The 17,793-nt window shown below is 33.3% G+C and carries 15 protein-coding genes; 1 reads left to right on the top strand and 14 read right to left on the bottom strand.

The genetic code is table 11. The features are described 5' to 3' along the window. Positions 1 to 353: 353 nt before the first annotated feature. Together JNUCC83_RS02720 and JNUCC83_RS02715 are read right to left on the bottom strand one after the other, a co-directional pair. The gene (locus JNUCC83_RS02720; RefSeq protein WP_454460709.1) at positions 354 to 1,319 is read right to left on the bottom strand and encodes an asparaginase; all 966 of its coding nucleotides are present in this window, start codon (positions 1,317 to 1,319) and stop codon (positions 354 to 356) included. 73 nt (positions 1,320 to 1,392) lie between these two features. After that, positions 1,393 to 2,562, bottom strand: coding sequence for an MFS transporter (locus JNUCC83_RS02715; protein ID WP_454460708.1), 1,170 nt, complete (start codon positions 2,560 to 2,562; stop codon positions 1,393 to 1,395). A gap of 199 nt (positions 2,563 to 2,761) precedes the next feature. On the opposite strand from JNUCC83_RS02715, the gene JNUCC83_RS02710 reads away from it, so the two are divergent. Then, complete coding sequence (locus tag JNUCC83_RS02710) at positions 2,762 to 3,976, top strand: FtsW/RodA/SpoVE family cell cycle protein (RefSeq protein ID WP_454460707.1); 1,215 nt, start codon at positions 2,762 to 2,764, stop codon at positions 3,974 to 3,976. A 20-nt stretch (positions 3,977 to 3,996) separates the two neighbouring features. Here the strand turns inward: JNUCC83_RS02710 and JNUCC83_RS02705 are convergent, their stop codons facing one another. The 12 genes from JNUCC83_RS02705 to JNUCC83_RS02650 form a co-directional block, all read right to left on the bottom strand. Continuing rightward, positions 3,997 to 5,433, bottom strand: a complete 1,437-nt coding sequence (locus JNUCC83_RS02705; RefSeq protein WP_454460706.1) for an amidase — start codon at positions 5,431 to 5,433, stop codon at positions 3,997 to 3,999. A gap of 164 nt (positions 5,434 to 5,597) precedes the next feature. Further along, entirely contained in the window at positions 5,598 to 7,031 is a 1,434-nt protein-coding gene (ffh, locus tag JNUCC83_RS02700) for a signal recognition particle protein (protein WP_454460705.1), read from the bottom strand. A gap of 12 nt (positions 7,032 to 7,043) precedes the next feature. Next, complete coding sequence (locus JNUCC83_RS02695; RefSeq protein ID WP_454460704.1) at positions 7,044 to 7,385, bottom strand: putative DNA-binding protein; 342 nt, start codon at positions 7,383 to 7,385, stop codon at positions 7,044 to 7,046. Positions 7,386 to 7,537: 152 nt separating this feature from the next. Further along, the gene (gene whiA, locus JNUCC83_RS02690; RefSeq protein ID WP_454460703.1) at positions 7,538 to 8,461 is read right to left on the bottom strand and encodes a DNA-binding protein WhiA; all 924 of its coding nucleotides are present in this window, start codon (positions 8,459 to 8,461) and stop codon (positions 7,538 to 7,540) included. Between the two features lie 20 nt (positions 8,462 to 8,481). Beyond that, positions 8,482 to 9,474, bottom strand: coding sequence for a gluconeogenesis factor YvcK family protein (locus tag JNUCC83_RS02685; protein ID WP_454460702.1), 993 nt, complete (start codon positions 9,472 to 9,474; stop codon positions 8,482 to 8,484). Beyond that, complete coding sequence (rapZ, locus tag JNUCC83_RS02680; protein WP_454460701.1) at positions 9,471 to 10,367, bottom strand: RNase adapter RapZ; 897 nt, start codon at positions 10,365 to 10,367, stop codon at positions 9,471 to 9,473. Before rapZ ends, JNUCC83_RS02685 begins: the two co-directional genes overlap by 4 nt. A gap of 114 nt (positions 10,368 to 10,481) precedes the next feature. Next, positions 10,482 to 11,369 carry a permease-like cell division protein FtsX gene (ftsX, locus tag JNUCC83_RS02675; protein WP_454461313.1) on the bottom strand — a complete coding sequence of 296 codons (888 nt, stop codon included), beginning with the start codon at positions 11,367 to 11,369 and terminating at the stop codon, positions 10,482 to 10,484. Next, the gene (ftsE, locus tag JNUCC83_RS02670) at positions 11,362 to 12,048 is read right to left on the bottom strand and encodes a cell division ATP-binding protein FtsE (protein ID WP_454460700.1); all 687 of its coding nucleotides are present in this window, start codon (positions 12,046 to 12,048) and stop codon (positions 11,362 to 11,364) included. Before ftsE ends, ftsX begins: the two co-directional genes overlap by 8 nt. A gap of 126 nt (positions 12,049 to 12,174) precedes the next feature. Continuing rightward, a protein-coding gene (gene prfB, locus JNUCC83_RS02665; protein ID WP_454460699.1) for a peptide chain release factor 2 occupies positions 12,175 to 13,270 on the bottom strand; the annotation gives its coding sequence in 2 pieces (ribosomal slippage) (positions 12,175 to 13,197 and positions 13,199 to 13,270; 1,095 coding nt in all). A gap of 64 nt (positions 13,271 to 13,334) precedes the next feature. Further along, positions 13,335 to 15,863, bottom strand: coding sequence for a preprotein translocase subunit SecA (gene secA / locus JNUCC83_RS02660; protein WP_454460698.1), 2,529 nt, complete (start codon positions 15,861 to 15,863; stop codon positions 13,335 to 13,337). Positions 15,864 to 16,086: 223 nt separating this feature from the next. Next, positions 16,087 to 16,854, bottom strand: coding sequence for an ankyrin repeat domain-containing protein (locus tag JNUCC83_RS02655; RefSeq protein ID WP_454460697.1), 768 nt, complete (start codon positions 16,852 to 16,854; stop codon positions 16,087 to 16,089). Positions 16,855 to 16,930: 76 nt separating this feature from the next. Further along, positions 16,931 to 17,770 (bottom strand): Cof-type HAD-IIB family hydrolase, encoded by an 840-nt coding sequence (locus tag JNUCC83_RS02650; protein WP_454460696.1) that lies wholly within the window; start codon positions 17,768 to 17,770, stop codon positions 16,931 to 16,933. Positions 17,771 to 17,793 lie beyond the last annotated feature (23 nt).

Here is a 17,793-nt window from a genome sequence, read left to right as displayed (position 1 = left end):
ATTTATGGTATTATATTTGTGCAATTTAACTATTTATAAGGTAAAAATTTCACAAATTATTCTTAAGCTATGTTTTTTGAACTATTTCATAAAATGTTTATAGTAAACACACCTATATATTATACGGTGATTATACGAACCATTATAACACATAGAACTAGAAAATGAAAAATATATAACACACCCCTATAAATAATAAAACAATTATAGTAAAATGTTTAACTTCATATTTTTATCAATTCATTATATAAAACACTTTAACTAAAGTATTTGTGTGGATATATTTAGTAAAAAAACAATCGATTAATAACGCTTATAAATCGATTGCTTATATTTTTATATTATAATATCCATTAAATTTCACTCATATATTTTTTTAATTCTTGTAAATCAAGTTTCGCATTTAAGCCTACTAACAAACGTAATCTAGCTTTTGGTCCAGTAATCCCTCTAACAAACATCACGCCCATTTTTTTTAACTCAACACCACCACCAATATAACTATAGATGTCTTCTGCTATACCGTTTGAACAGCGAGAAACTAATGCTACGGGTATATTCTTATTTAATAGTTTTTCCAAACTAGTCAAAACAGCTGGTGGTAAATTTCCTGCGCCAAGTGCTTCTATAATAACGCCATCTACATTCGCTTCTAATAACAAGTCAAACATCGTTCTATCCATACCCGCATAGGCTTTTACGATAGGAATGATTCCATCTGTTGTTTGAATGTCATATACTTTTTCTTCCATAACGTCTTTTAAAAAAATAGGCTTATTTTTAGACAAAATACCGATAGGACCAAATGTTGGTGCTCGAAAAGTATCGACACTAGTCGTATGCGTTTTTGTCACAAATCGAGCTTCATGAATTTCATCATTCATGACAACTAAAACACCTTTATCTCTAGCAGATTCGTGTGAAGCAGTAATAATAGCTTGTCTAAAATTATAGAGACCATCCGATCCAATTTCATTGCTACTTCTCATCGCACCAGTTAATACCATAGCTAAATTATTTTTTAACGTTAATTCTAAAAAATAAGCTGTTTCTTCAAGAGTATCTGTGCCATGAGTAATAACAACTCCTACGAAATCCTCTGTTTGAGCTCTCACAATACGGTTTTTCAACACCAACATCTCTTTTGGTGTAATATGTGGTGATGGTAGATTAAATGTTTCTTCCACTATTAATTCAATATCTTTTGGTAAGGGTAAAAATTTATCTCCTAATGGATGCTTATTGGATAAGCTAACTCCACCATCTTCTTGTGTCATTGAAATTGTGCCACCTGTATGTAAAACTAGTACTTTTTTCATATTCTCACCTCATCAACTTTCTAACCGTATTATAAATCACTTTCTGTTGGAAAAACCTAAGACACAAAAATTCTCATTTTTCACTCATGAATTTTTCAATTTTCTGATGATTTAAAAGAATAATGGCAAAAATAACACTATAAAAAATGGTAAAGCACACAAATGGAAAATTTAAATTATCAACATGAAATAGCTTATTTAATAGACTCATAATAATTGGCGCAAGAAGAACGCCGATATTACAACCAATAAAAACAACTGATGTTGATTGAGTACTATCTATTCCTTTGGCAATCTGTTCAATATGATTGAAAATAAAAGGAAGTATCCAGGCAACAGGTACACTTGAAATGAATAACCCAATCAAAAGTAACGTAAACGATGTATTGGATACATACACCAAGACGTTAAATAAAATGTTAATAGCTAATGCTAAATAAATGGTTTTAAAGGCAAATATTCGAATTACTTTTTCAAAGAAAAAACCAGCAATAATCCCTAAAATAGGCATGATTGATAAAAACAAACTCGTATTGACATGTTCACCTTTTAGCTCAATCGCCAGAGAGGGAAACCTAACTGCCACAGCAATAGAATTCAATACTAAACTAGAAGCAAATAGTGTTGTTAGTAATAAAGGTATACTCATTTTAAACGCTTTATTTTTTTTATGTTGTTGTTGTGATATTTCTGGTACAAAGTTATAGAAAAATAACGCTATCGGTATACTTAAAAAATAAATAAAATAAGCATTTGTCCAATCATTTTTTATAAGTATACCTGCAACAAACGTTAAAACCATTTGACCTAAGCCTTCAATTGCATTTCTAATTCCTAAAAGATTAGAGCGTTTTCTACCACTATATAATCCATTTATAAAACTTACTGACAAGGCATTATACATTCCAAAACCAGCACCTAATAATAATCTGCCAACAAAAATTATACTATAACTATTTGATGCAAATTTTGGTAAAACACCACCGATACACACAAATAACAAACCAATAATAACAGTTGGTTTCATGCCTATTTTTTTCGAAATATTCGATGATAACAAAATGAATAAAATAACTGTAAAACTTGGAATCGTACTTAATAACTCAGTTTTCACTTGACTAAGTCCCAACGTTTCTTTAATAAATGGCAAAGTTCCATTTATCGAGACACCACTTGTTAAAATAAACGAAATAGACAAAATAGCTACAGACGTCAAAGGATTCATGCCAACATTTTTCTTCAATCGATCACTCCTTACTTATTAACAACTTATCATACCATTATTTTTTCTATTCAGATAGACCGACACAATCAATCTTTTCTAAAAAAATGATAATTATAAAATTATTATTTTTTGTTAAAGTATCTTTTTTTACCGTTATTTTTTGTTATACTAGCTTAGTATGTATCAAAATGTATATTTGAATAGAGGAGATGACTCCATGAGAAAAAAGCTACAATTTATTGATTTTAAAATACTCATTCCATATATTGTCCTAAACATAATCGGTATTATAATGATTTTTAGTGCGAGTTCATATAAATTAAACCAACAAGGTAAAAGTATTTTTTCGATAGCAACTAAACAAGGAATATTTTTTATTATTTCACTGATATTAATTTCTATTATTTATAAAACAAAATTACGAGTCTATCAAACAGATATTTTTCAAAAAATTATGCTAACTGTCACCTACAGCTTGTTAGTGGCGACTAGTATTTTAGGTCTAGGAAAAACCATCAGTGGTGCCCAACGGTGGATTTCAATTGGAAGTTTTAGTTTTCAACCATCAGAATTTGTTATGATTGCTACTATTCTATATTGTGCATTTATTTTTTCGAAACGACAGGAAACCATTAATCAAAACTTTTTCAAATCTGTCATGATACCAACAGCTATTGTTGGTGGGATGATTCTCTTGGTCTTGATTCAGCCCAATGTTGGTGGTGCTGCCATTATCTTTTTCTTATTTGCGATTCTTATTTTATCGAGCGGTATTCCAGCCGGGTACACCTTTCTAAGTTTTGGTGGTTTAGTCGTCTTTATTGGTCTAATTTGGCAAATAGTTATGTTTAATGGTGGGATGCTAATTCCTGAGAGATTTTCTCATGTCTACAAACGTTTTTCTGTGATGAGTAACCCTTTTGAAGATAAACTTAATAACGGTTTTCAATTAGTAAACTCTTATTTTGCTATTTATAATGGTGGGTGGTTTGGTAAAGGTTTAGGGAAAAGTATTCAGAAAAAAGGGTTTCTACCCGTTGCAGAGACTGACTTTATTTTTTCTATCACCATGGAAGAACTTGGTTTAATTGCTAGCATTATTATTTTAATGATTCTCTTTTATTTAATACTACGAATTCTCTCAATTGGGATAAAATCAAAAAATGCTTTTAATTCTCTGGCTTGCATTGGTATTAGCACAGCTATTTTATTACAATTATTTGTTAATTTAGGTGGAATTCTAAGCATCATGCCAATGACAGGTGTGCCGTTTCCTTTTATGAGTTATGGTGGTTCTAACCTAATGACCTTATCCATTTTAGTTGGGATTGCATTGAATATTAGTGCTGAAGAAAAAAGAAAAGCACTTTATGGTGAACGTTCAGTAAACTACCCTCCAATTAATCAATTAAAACTGACGAATGAGATGTAATGTCTCACTCGTCAGTTTTTTTATTGATAATATTTGGGTAAAATAAATTGGTTGTGTTTTTCAAATAATTCACCAATTTCCAACAATAGTTCATCATTTCCTTTAGCAGTCATAAATTGAACGCCTAATGGCATACCGTTATCTGCAACATAAATCGGCAAACTAATTGCAGGCTCTCCAGTTAAATTGGCTAATTGTGTGTATGGCGTTATTCTTAAGCTTTTATCAAACATATCATAAACTAGTTTTGATAACTGTTTTTTACTTAATTCATGAGCAAAAGACATCTGATAGCGAATATCCTCACTTTGTAAATCATCTGTCAATTTTGGTGCAGTGGTCGTTGTGCTAGGCGATAAAAACAAATCATATGTTTCAAACAATGTTTCCATTTTTTTCGTTGCCTCATCCCAAGGATAAAAACTTTCCACATAATCTGCTGCAGATAATTTTTCTCCGTATTGATATAAAGTCCACGTCATTGGTTCCATATCTTGATATGTTATTTCTTTGTTTAAAGAGCTTTTTATAGCAGACATCATAGCCGATGTTTCGCCACCGTTCATCGTATAGTAACTCCTAATTAATCGCTCGCCATCTACCGGATACTCTATCTCTGTGACACAGTGTCCCTGACTTTCTAAAAAATCTATCGCTTTTTTGACTGCTTTTTTTGCATCTTTTGAAACAGCATTTCCTACAGGTGATTCAATACAAACGGCTATATTTAATATTTTTTTAGGCTGATAAGTTTGTGATGGCATTAAAAACGGAGAAATTTGTTGATTCGGCCTTAATAAGGACAACAAACCTCTAGCATCCCTGATAGAAACTCCTAACGCAAAATTAACAGAGGCTCCTTGCCACGCTCGCCATTCAGTTGGACCAGTTACAATAGATCCTCGACTAGGTTTTAAACCAATCAATCCAGAAAAACTAGCTGGAATTCGGATTGACCCTCCACCATCACTTGCTCCGGCAATCGGAACAATACCAGAAGCAACGGATGAAGCAGCACCACCACTACTTCCTCCTGCATGGTATCGTTTATTCCACGCATTTTTTGTGACACCATACTCTATTGGATCTGTCACATTTTTAAACCCAAATTCAGGAGCATTTGTCACACCAAATGGAATGAATCCAGATTTTTCAACTTGTTTCACATAATTATCTGTAATCATTGCTTTGTTTTTAGTAAATAATCTCGAACCAGAAGTGTTTAACCAACCCTTTTTTTGCTGTCCTATATTTTTCAATGGAAATGGAACACCATAAAATAATCCTTCCTTATATAATGAATGAATGCTATTTTCTAAAATTTGTTCCTCTTCTAAAGAGATAAAACAATTTAATTCTTCTTTTCCACGCGCTTTTCTAATAGTATCTTTTAATAATTCATCAATAGATACTCGTTTTGTTTTAATTTCATTGGCCAAATATGTTGCATCTTTCACTTAAACATCACCTCATTAAAATGTCTTTTCTTAAGTGTATCCTTTATTGAAAGAACTTACCAAAAAAATCAAGTAATGATACAAAAAACGATAGATTAACTAGTCTTTTATCTCTTAGAAGTACAAATTTGTTTATATGAAAAAAGAAGGCTCTCAGCCTTCCTTTATTTTTTCTTTTTCTTCTTATTTTTGTTTTTCATTTTTTTCTTATTTTTCTTAATCATTTTGTTCATGGCCATTTTTCCAAGTTTCCCTTGAACACCACTACCCATCATATTTTCAAGACCAGCTGGCATATTACCTTTAGACATTTGTTGCATCATTTTACGTGATTCATTGAACTGTTTTATCATTCGATTCACTTCTACAACCGAATTTCCAGATCCAGCAGCGATACGTCTTCTACGACTTGGGTTTAATAATTCAGGGTTTTCTCTTTCTTCAGGCGTCATAGAAAAAACAATTGCTTTTTTACGTGCCACATCTTTAGGGTCAACTTGTAATTGATCTAAACCTGGTACATTGTTCATCCCAGGAATCATCTTAATCAAGTCTTCCAAAGGCCCCATACCCATTACTTGGTCCAATTGCTCGATAAAATCATTAAAATCAAAATTATTTTCACGCATTTTTTGGGCAAGTTCTTCAGCTTTTTCTTCATCATACTCTTTTTGAGCTTTTTCAATCAGAGTAAGCATATCCCCCATACCTAAAATTCGACTAGACATTCTATCTGGATGGAATACTTCGATATCTGTTAATTTTTCACCTGTACCAATAAATTTGATTGGCTTACCTGTAATGGCACGAATAGACAAGGCAGCACCACCACGTGTATCACCATCAAGTTTAGTTAATACAACACCTGTAACATCTAATTGCTCATCAAAACTCTGCGCAACAGTCACTGCATCTTGACCAGTCATTGCATCAACTGTTAGTAAGATATCGTTTGGTTGGGCAAAATCTTTAATGCGTTTTAATTCGTCCATCAAAGTTTCATCTATATGCAAACGTCCAGCCGTATCGATAAACACATAATCATTTTTATTTTCTTTTGCTTGCTCTAACCCTTTACGAACGATTTCTACTGGATCAACATCTGTTCCCATTTCGAATACTGGAATATCCAGTTGCTGACCAATCACTTTCAATTGATCAACCGCTGCTGGACGATACACGTCAGCTGCAATCAATAACGGTCTTGCTTTTTCGTTTTGTTTTAAAAAATTTGAAATTTTACCGGTAAATGTTGTTTTACCTGCACCTTGTAAACCAACCATCATCACAATTGTTGGTATTTTCGGTGATTTGTTTAAACCGACTGCTTCAGAACCTAATACTTTTGTTAATTCTTCGTCAACAACTTTAACAATTTGCTGAGTTGGATTTAAAGATTCTAAAATTTCAACTCCTACAGCACGTTCTCCAACACTTTTAACGAATCCGCGAACGACTTGTAAGTTAACGTCTGCCTCAAGTAACGCCAGACGAATCTCGCGCATCATGTCTTTTACGTCTTCTTCTTTTACCGTCCCTTTTTTCTTTAATTTACTCATCGCTACCTGTAAGCGATCTGTCAAACTTTCAAAAGCCATATTTATAAACTCCTACTCTTCTTCAATTTCTTGAATCTTATCCAATAATATGTTGATAGAATCTGTTTCAGGATATGATTCTTTTAACATTGATTTAATCTCATCAATAAGTTCTTGTCGAACAACATAATTAGAATACAAATGTAATTTTTTCTCATAGGTTTCAAGTAATTTTTCTGTTCGTTTAATATTATCATAAACTGCCTGACGACTGACATCATATTCTTCAGCTATTTCACCTAATGAAAAATCATCTGCGTAATACAATTCAATATAGTTCATTTGTTTTTCAGTCAAGAGAGTTGAATAAAACTCAAACAAAGCATTCATTCGATTGGTTTTTTCTATTTCCATTATATCCCTCCTTCAACTGATGTATCATGGCACAATCACTTTCACATTATATCATATTTATAGCGAGATATTTAGCGTAAAAACTAAAAAGCCTTATCTGAAAAATACTCTTTTCATACAGATAAGACTAAATGACACTTGATAAGCTTAATTTAAACTAATGTACTCGCAAATTCATTGATTTTTCGAATTCGATGGTTAATACCAGACTTTGTTATTGGACCAGATGGAATCATCTCTCCTAATTCTTTTAAACTAATTTCTGGGTTTTCTAATCTTACTTCAGCAACTTCTCTTAATTTTTCAGGTAATTGCTCTAACCCTACCGTCTTTTTAATTAATTTAATATTTTCTATTTGTCGTTTGGCAGCATCAGCTGTTTTATTCATATTAGCATTTTCGCAATTCATTAGTCTGTTAACTGAATTACGCAAGTCTCGAACAATTCTAACATCTTCAAATTTTAGCATGGCATTAGTTGCTCCAACTAACACTAAAAAATCTGCTATTTCTTCAGCACCTTTTAAATACGTAATAAATCCTGTCCGTCTTTCAACCACACGGCCATTTAACCCATAAAATTTCAACATATCACACAAGTCTTGGCACTGTTCTTCATACATGGAATAAATTTCCAAATGGTAACGACTTGTTTCCGGGTTATTAACCGATCCTCCAGCTAAAAATGCTCCTCGAAGATATGATCTCATTTTTTGCTCGTTTCCCATAATACTTTTTGAAACACGAGTATTAAACATGACACCATCCATGATTTCCAAATCATTTAATATCTCTTTTGTTCCTTGTTTTAACCGAACAATGTATACATTATTTTTTTTTAGTTTCATTTTTCGACGAACTAGCAACTCACTATTCACTTCATAATGATCTTTTAGCAATGTATAAATTCGCCTAGCAATTGCTGCATTTTCTGTTTGGACATTCAACACAAATTGTCGATTGGCTAATGTCACAGAACCGTTCATTCGAATTAAAGCTGCCAATTCGGCTTTTGCATGTTCCTTATGAACTTCCAAAGTCGTCAATTCCTTTTTGACGTCCGAGGCAAAAGACATGTTGACCACACCCCATTCTTTTAATATTTAGCTCCAAAAACCAAACGAAAAAGCTCATCTACCACTTTTGTCCGGTCGTGAAAAACACCGCCATTTTTTAGCTCTAAAAAGTCTGCAGAAATGACGCGACACCCTTCATCCCTTAGCCCTTTAAAATCGTGTTTCACTTGTAATAAATACTCATCATAAATCTCAGGATCAAGATAATCATCTGGAACAGGCTCAGTATTTACTAGTACAGTGTCTATAAATTGTTTTCCAAGATGATTATGTAATACCTTAACATGCTCAGCATCAGAAAAATGTTCCGTTTCACCCTTTTGAGTCATGATGTTACAAATATAGACCACCTCTGCTTCCGATTTACACACTGCTTCACCAAGTTCTTTAATCATTAGATTAGGCAGGATACTAGTAAATAAACTTCCCGGACCTAAAACAATCATATCCGCATCACGTATGCTCGAAATGACTTTACGTGCTGGTTTAACAGGTTTTCCATCTGCTGTATTGGTGACATAAACGTAATCAATTTTTTTTCGTTCTTTCGCTATTGAACTCTCACCAGTTGCATCAGTCCCATCAACAAATTTAGCATGAAGGGTCATGGACTGCTCACTTGCAGGATAAATATGTCCATCAACATGCATAAATTTACTCAACAGCTGAATTGCTTCATAGGTGCTATTTTTCATCTCTGACATAGCTGCTATGATTAAATTGCCAATAGTATGATTAGCTAAAAAATTATCTTCTTCTTTAAAACGATATTGAAAAATATCCTCATACATTTGCGGCATGTCTGATAAAGCAACAAGTACATTTCTTAAATCACCAGGTGGACTCATATTGATACTTTGACGTAGAAGCCCACTACTTCCACCATCGTCAGCCACTGTTACAATTGCTGTAATATCAGCACTTTGATCTCTCAAACCATGAAGGATGACCGGTAGCCCTGTTCCGCCACCAATCACGACTATCTTTGGTTTTCTTATGCGATATGTCTTCATGAGCGATTAATAGACTCCTTACGCTTCAACATATCTCTGTGGGTAATATTTGTTTTATAGTTTTCAGAAATTTTATTGCCAAGTCTTTCAGTTAGTGCAACTGAGCGATGTTGTCCACCTGTACAACCAATTGCAATCGTTAAACTCATTTTTCCTTCTTTAATATAGCCTGGTAATATATCTAAAATCAAGTCTTCATATTTTTTATAAAATGATTCTGTCATATCATAGCTCATGACATAATCATAAACAGGTTTATCTTTTCCTGTTAATGGACGCAACTCATCAACGTAGTGAGGATTTGGTAAAAATCGAACATCCATAACAATATCAGCATCTATAGGCAAGCCATATTTAAAGCCAAAAGATACCAATTCTACACGGAATGTATTTGTATCATGCTTCTTAAAATTTTCCATGATTTTCTCTCTTAACTCACGTGGAGCAAGCTCTGTCGTGTCAATCACTAACTGGGCCTCTCCTTTTAATTCTTCTAATAATGCACGTTCTTTTTTTATTCCTTCAGTCACTAAGCCATCCATAGCAAGAGGATGTGCACGTCTAGTTTCTTTATAACGAGACACAAGTTCCTGATCTGAGGCATCTAAGAACATTACAGTAGTATCCACTAATTTTGTATTTTCTATTTCTATTAACATACTCTGAATTTCTTCAAAAAAAGCACGAGATCTCAAATCTATAACTAATGCAATTTTAGTGATTTTCCCTGATTCTTTGATTAATTCCCAAAATTTTGGAATTAAAGTTGGTGGTAAATTGTCAATGCAAAAATAACCCATATCTTCAAAACTCTGAACTGCGACAGTTTTTCCTGCACCACTCATTCCAGTAATGACTACTAATTGTAGACTATCAATCTGGTGATCAGTCATTTACATCACTCCTTCTAATTTTCTCTATCTTTCATTATAACATACCTGGTGTATCATCACTAAATGAAATACAAAAAAAGAGGAACAGATAAACAATCTGTCCTCTTTACTAAATTATATTTTTAAGAATCGTCTCATAGACATTACGGAACCCATTGACCCAATAACAACACCAACAACAATTAACAAAGCATTTAATTGCCAGATTAAATTGTTTGGGGTAATTAAATCATACGAAGCATTTGCTATCATACTTTTTGTAAAAATAACATAAATTTGTGGATAAACAAATGTCACTAAAAGCACAGGAATAATTGATCCTAGCATTCCAATAAATGCTCCCTCTAAGAAGAAAGGTCCCTTGATATAACTATTTTTAGCCCCAACAAGTCTCATAATTTGAATTTCACGTTTTCTTGAAATAATAGTAATTCTAATCGTATTAGAGATTAAGAACACTGCTACACCAAGTAAAAAGATAGCTGCAATTGTTCCCCAAAGTCTAACATCTTTTGAAATTTTAAATAACTTATCAGAATTTCTACCGCCATAATCTGCCTTAGAGACACTTGGTAAATCTGCAGCAGCTTTTTGAATAGAAGGAATATCCTCAGCATTTTTAGCGGTTAAAACATAGACATCATATAATGGGTTTTCGTCTTCACCAAATAATTTCCACGTATCACCAAGCTTGTCAACTAATTTTTTGTACTCATTTTGTTTACTTGAGAAAGTTACCTCTGAAACCCCGTTAATACCTTTTAGTTTCTCACCAAGTTCTTTCACTTCATTTTCAGAAGTACCAATATCAATAAATACTGACACATCAACGTTATCTTTAATATCATCAGCAATTTTAGCAACGTTTAAAATAACTCCTAGAAAAATTCCAACCAGTGTCAAGGTTACTGTAACGGCACTGACTGAAGCTAAAGTCATCCAACCATTTCTCTTTAAATTCTTTAATGCACTACCTATGTGTCTAAAAAAATTACTAATCATCGTAGCCATAATCCCCCTCATCTTGGTCTCTTGTAATACGACCATTTTCAATAGCTAACACGCGATGACGAATTTCATTTACTATCGTGCTATTATGTGTTGCCATAACAACCGTCGTTCCTTGGTTGTTAATTCTTTCTAATAATTCCATAATTTCCCAAGAATTCTCTGGGTCTAGGTTACCAGTTGGTTCATCAGCAATTAGTACTTTTGGTGTATTAACAATTGCCCTAGCGATTGCCACACGTTGTTGTTCTCCACCAGATAACTCATCAGGGAATACTCGCACTTTATGTTTTAAGCCAACTAAGTCCAATACTTCTAATACACGTCGTTTCACTTCACGTGGTTTTTTTCCAATAACTTGCATCGCATAAGCAACATTTTCATAAACTGTTTTTTGAGGTAGTAATTTATAGTCTTGAAATACAATACCAATTTCACGACGTAAATAAGGAACATTGCGATTTTTTATTGTCAACAAATCGTAGCCACACACATTAAGTGATCCTTTTGTTGCCAATTCTTCGCGATACATCAACTTTATAAATGTTGATTTACCTGCCCCACTTGGACCAACGACATAGACAAACTCACCTTGATTTATCGTGATAGATAAGTTACGAATTGCTGTAGTTCCATTGGAGTATTTTTTTGTTACTTTTTTCATTTCTATCATAAGTTTATCTCTCCAACTTGTTATTTTGACTGTTCTTAAAGTCAATCCCAATACAGTATAACATGTCTTCTTTAGGATTTGATTACAAATATATATCAATTAGTTATTAAGTGTCAACTATTAATATTACAACTTCCATCTAAGATAAGCATCTATAAACCCATCCAAATCTCCATCCATCACGGGTTGTGTATTACCAACCTCATAATTTGTACGGTGGTCTTTAACCATCGAGTACGGATGAAAGACGTAAGATCTGATCTGCGAGCCCCAACCTATTTCAAGTTGTTCTCCCTTAATTGCGGCAGCTTCTTGCTCTTTTTTCTCGATTTCTAGCTGGTATAACTTTGCTTTTAACATGCTCATAGCCTGTTCTCTATTTTTTAATTGGGAGCGTTGCGCTTGACTAGACACCACAAAACCTGTTGGTATATGAGTAATACGAACCGCTGAATCCGTCTTATTAATATGCTGACCACCTGCACCACTGGCTCTAAAAGTATCAACTTTGATATCATCTGGCTTAATCTCAATATTAATATCGTTGGTCAACTCAGGCATAACATCCACAGAACAAAATGATGTATGACGTCTAGAATTAGAATCAAATGGTGAAATACGTACTAAACGATGAACGCCTTTTTCTGATTTTAAATAACCATAAGCATTATATCCTTTGATTAATAGTGTCACACTTTTGATTCCTGCTTCATCGCCTGCTTGATAATCTACTGTTTCAACAGTAAATCCTTTAGACTCTGCCCATCTCGTGTACATGCGAAGTAACATGCTTCCCCAATCTTGTGATTCTGTTCCGCCAGCGCCTGGATGAAGCTCTAAAACAGCGTTATTTTTATCATATTCTTCATTTAATAATTGAGCTAATTCGTATTCTTCTACAATTTGAATTGTTTTAGTTAACTTTTCTTCCAACTCTTTTTGTGATTCTTCATCGCCCTCTTCAGCCATCTCAAGTAAAATTTCTAGTTCTTCATAAGCTTCTTCAGTCTTTTTAAACGTATCATACTGCCCTTTTAATTGATTCACTTTATCAATAACTACTTGAGCTGACTCATTATCATCCCAAAAACCAGGTGTCGCCATCTCATATTCACCTTCAGCAATTTGCTCTTCTAAAGATTCTAAGTCAAAGAGACCCCCTAAAGTTATTAATCTTTGTTTCCATTTTACTCAATTCATTTCTTATATCACTTAATTCCACTACTAGTCATCCTTTCTGCAAACAAGTGAAGCGACTCAGTTAAACTAAGTCGCTTCTTGATTTATTATGATGGTTTACCATGACAATTTTTATATTTCTTGCCACTGCCACATGGACATAAATCATTGCGTCCAATTTTTTCATCTACACGAATTGGTTGTTTTTTTTCGTCATTAGATACTTGACCTTGCTCTATTGTGGGTTTAACAGCTTCACCTTGAGCGACTTGTTCACGTTGAACATTTTGTCTAATTTCAGATTTCATAAATAGACGAGTGACTTCATACTCAATCGATCCAACCATGTTGTTAAACATGTCATATCCTTCAGTTTGATAATCAACTAATGGATTATTTTGTCCATAAGCACGTAATCCAATAGATTCTCTTAATTGATCCATCGCATCAATATGATCTGTCCACTTTGTATCAACAACTCTTAAGATAACCACTTTTTGGAACTCTAATAACTGTTCCTCACTGCTTAGAATTTCTGCTTTTTCTTCATAGATAGCTTTTGCTTTGTCATAGATCAATGTTTTCATCTCTTCAGGTTTTTTGCCCTCAAAATCAGCTACGCTAATGGCATCTTCATGAGTGATTGTTGACCCAACAAAATCAACTAATCCTTCAAGATTCCAATCTTGTTTTTCTCCTTGAGTATGACCATCGACATAACGACCAATTGTTCTTTCAACCATACCTAATAATACAGGCTCTAAGTCAATATCAGACATGATAACTTCACGACGTTGTTTATAAATCACTTCACGTTGTTCACGCATGACATCATCATATTGTAAGACATTTTTACGTGTGTCATAGTTATTACCTTCCACACGTTTTTGAGCTGATTCAACTTGTTTTGAAAGCATTTTACTTTGGATGACTGCATCATCTTCTTCAAGTTTCATACGATCCAAGAATACTTTAATTCTCTCAGAACCAAAACGTTTCATCAAATCATCTTCAAGTGATAAATAAAACTGTGACATACCCGGATCACCTTGACGTCCTGCACGTCCACGTAGCTGGTTATCAATACGACGAGATTCGTGACGTTCAGTACCAATAACGGCTAATCCGCCAACCTCACGAACACCAGCTCCTAAACGGATATCTGTTCCACGACCAGCCATATTTGTCGCAATCGTTACCGCACCTTTTTGACCAGCATTCATAATGATTTCTGCTTCTTTAAAGTGATTTTTCGCGTTCAAAATTTGATGTGGTACTTTTGCTTTATTAAGTAAATCAGATAATAGTTCTGATGTTTCAACAGCAACTGTTCCCACCAATACAGGTTGTCCATTTTCATGACGAGTTTTAATATCTTTTACAACTGCTTGGAACTTACTTGATAGTGTTGGATATAATAAATCTGCTCTGTCATCACGAATAATTGGTTTATTTGTCGGAATCTGAATAACTTGCATGTTATAGATTTCTCTAAATTCTTCTTCTTCTGTTTTGGCTGTACCTGTCATACCAGATAATTTTTTATACATACGGAAATAGTTCTGGAAAGTAATGTTTGCCATTGTTTTTGTTTCATCTTCAATTTCTACGCCCTCTTTGGCTTCAATTGCTTGGTGAAGACCATCTGAATAACGACGTCCATCCATAATACGTCCAGTAAATTGGTCAACAATTAATACTTTTCCTTCTTGCACCACGTAATCAATATCACGTAACATGATATAGTTAGCTCGAAGTGATTGATCTATGTAATGTGTCAATGACGTGTTTTCAATATCATAAAGGTTTTCAACGTCAAAATATTTTTCTGCTTTATTAATTCCCTGTTCTGTTAAACTAATTGTTTTTGATTGAACATCTATTTTATAATCTTCCTCTTCAGAAAGTGTTTTAATAAAATTGTCAACTCTTGTATAATAAGCTGTTGATTTTTCCGCTTGTCCAGAAATAATTAATGGTGTTCTTGCCTCATCAATTAAAATTGAATCGACCTCATCTACCACGGCAAAGTTTAATGGTCGTTGAACCATTTGTTCCTTATAAACAACCATGTTATCTCTTAGATAGTCAAATCCTAACTCATTGTTTGTTGAATAAGTAATATCACAAGCATAAGCTAAACGTTTTTCATCCGAAGATTTTGAATTGATATTCAAACCTACCGTTAGGCCAAGGAAATTATATAATTCACCCATTTCACTTGCATCACGTGTTGATAAATACTCATTTACTGTAACAACGTGTACCCCTTCACCTGACAATGCATTTAAATACACTGGCATTGTGGCAGTCAATGTTTTACCTTCACCGGTTTTCATCTCAGGAATACCGCCTTCGTGTAATACGATACCACCCATCATTTGTACTTTATATGGAAACAGACCTAAAACACGTTTTGCTGCTTCTCTTACAACTGCGAAAGCTTCAAAAAGTAAATCATCTAACGTTTCACCTTTTGTATAACGCCCTTTAAATTCCTCTGTTTTTGCCTTAAGTTGTTCATCTGTTAGTTCTGACATTTGTGGTGCTAATTTATCAATATTATCAGCCATATGCCCTAATCGTTTTAAATCTTTTTTATCATTTTCAATTAATTGCTTTAAAAAATTAGCCATGAATTTATTCCTACCCTCTCATCCTTATTCTCCTAGAAGTACTGACATCTTACATAATAAGGTCATCTTATACATTCTATCATTTGTTTATGAAAAATAAAACTCTTTAAGAAAAAAAAGGGGCGATTAAGGGATATTTCTTTGAAAATTTCTAACTCTTAAACAAAATGACCATTAAAAGTATTGTTTTCATATACTCAAACGGTCATTTTGATAACATATTTTAATATTGTTTTAATAGTTTCAGAATAGTTTCATAGCCCTTCTCTGAAGCATAATCTTCTGCTGTTCGTCCTGAATTATCTTTTAATGTTTTATCAGCTCCATTTTTTAACAGTTCAGAAACGATTTGTTGATAGACTTTTGAACCATCTCTTAAAGCGACTGCTTCTATTAACGCAGTATAACCATAATTATTTTGATGGTTGATATCTACCTTACCATCATCTAACAGTATTTTTACATTGTCCAAATGTCCTTTTTCAGCAGCCGGTATGATAGAATTCCCTCCAAATCGATTGTAAATAGATTGATCAGGTTCAGTATTTTCTATAATATAATCTAAAATTTCCGTCTTACCTTGTGCAGCTGCATATAGATAAGGACTATCTTCTATATTATCTTGTTTATTCACATCTGCTCCTGCATCGATCAGCTTCTTAGCAATATCAACATCATTGTTATGTGTCGCTATTAATAAGGGAGTCTCACCTTTTTCATTTTGTTCGTCAATAGGATAACTATCACTTGATAGTATTTTTTCGACTTGATCTATGTTTTTAGTTTCTACCGCTTGAATCAATGATCCACTCTGATATGTCATAGTACTCTCCTTTGTTCGAGAGTCAACCTTACTTGAAGTCTCACTACTTTGTCTGACTACACGTGAATCATATAAACTGGACGATTCACTATCATTTGACTGAACATTTCCTTTCGAACAACCTGATAAAATAGCCAACATTAAAAATATTTTTAGTATGTTTTTCATACAGCACCACCTTTTACTTACTTTAAGTAACTATAAAAAGTGTAACATACTTTCATTAAACCACCAATTTATCTGCCTAATTATCTATTTTATTTAAAAAATGTGCAATGCCATCCATATCATTAGAGAGTGTTATTGCATCAGCACCTTGTTTTAAATCATCCACTGCATTTTCCATCGCTACACCAATACCGGCATAATCCAACATCGTTTTATCATTGTGGCCATCTCCAAATGCAATCATATCTTCTGGAAAAATGTTTAATGGTCGAAGCACTGTATCCAATGCTTTAGCCTTATCAATGCCTTTAGCTGTAAATTCAAAGTAAAAATCTGCTGTAAAAACACAATTCAGTTTTTCTTTAAACGGGGCCATCATTTGTTCATAAACAGAAGTTAAATAATCTGGATCTCCAGCCGTTAGAATTTTATTAATCGGATAATCTAAGAATCTAGCAAGGTCTTCTTTTTCACATAATTTATAATTTCCACCCCTAGACTCATATTCAATGATATTAAGTAATGAACCTTTATAGTCTATGACACAACCAAACACATCATTTACATACATATAATCATCTTTATCAATCATTGGTGAGACATCAAATTGTTTCATATGCTCTAGTACAGCTTTGCCATCTTCTATACTCATTGCTTGATTGAAAAGTTCCTCATTATTTGAACAGTCAATCACTTTTGATCCATTGTATGAAACAAGCAAACCATGATGTTCATCCATTTTTAACTGTTTCGCTAAATCAGTCATTCCTGTAGTAGGTCTACCTGAAGCTAAAATTAATTTGTTCCCATTTTTTTGTAAATTAATCAAACACTCTTTTGTTTTTGCAGAAATTTCTTTTTGTGAGTTTAAAAGTGTTCCATCTATATCTAATACAACTGTTTTCAAATAAATCATCTCCTTTACAAGATAATATTATC

This window comes from Vagococcus sp. JNUCC 83 (assembly GCF_053667615.1).
The sequence above is the reverse complement of the archived record's forward strand: the minus strand, read 5'-3'. Positions and strand labels throughout refer to the sequence as shown.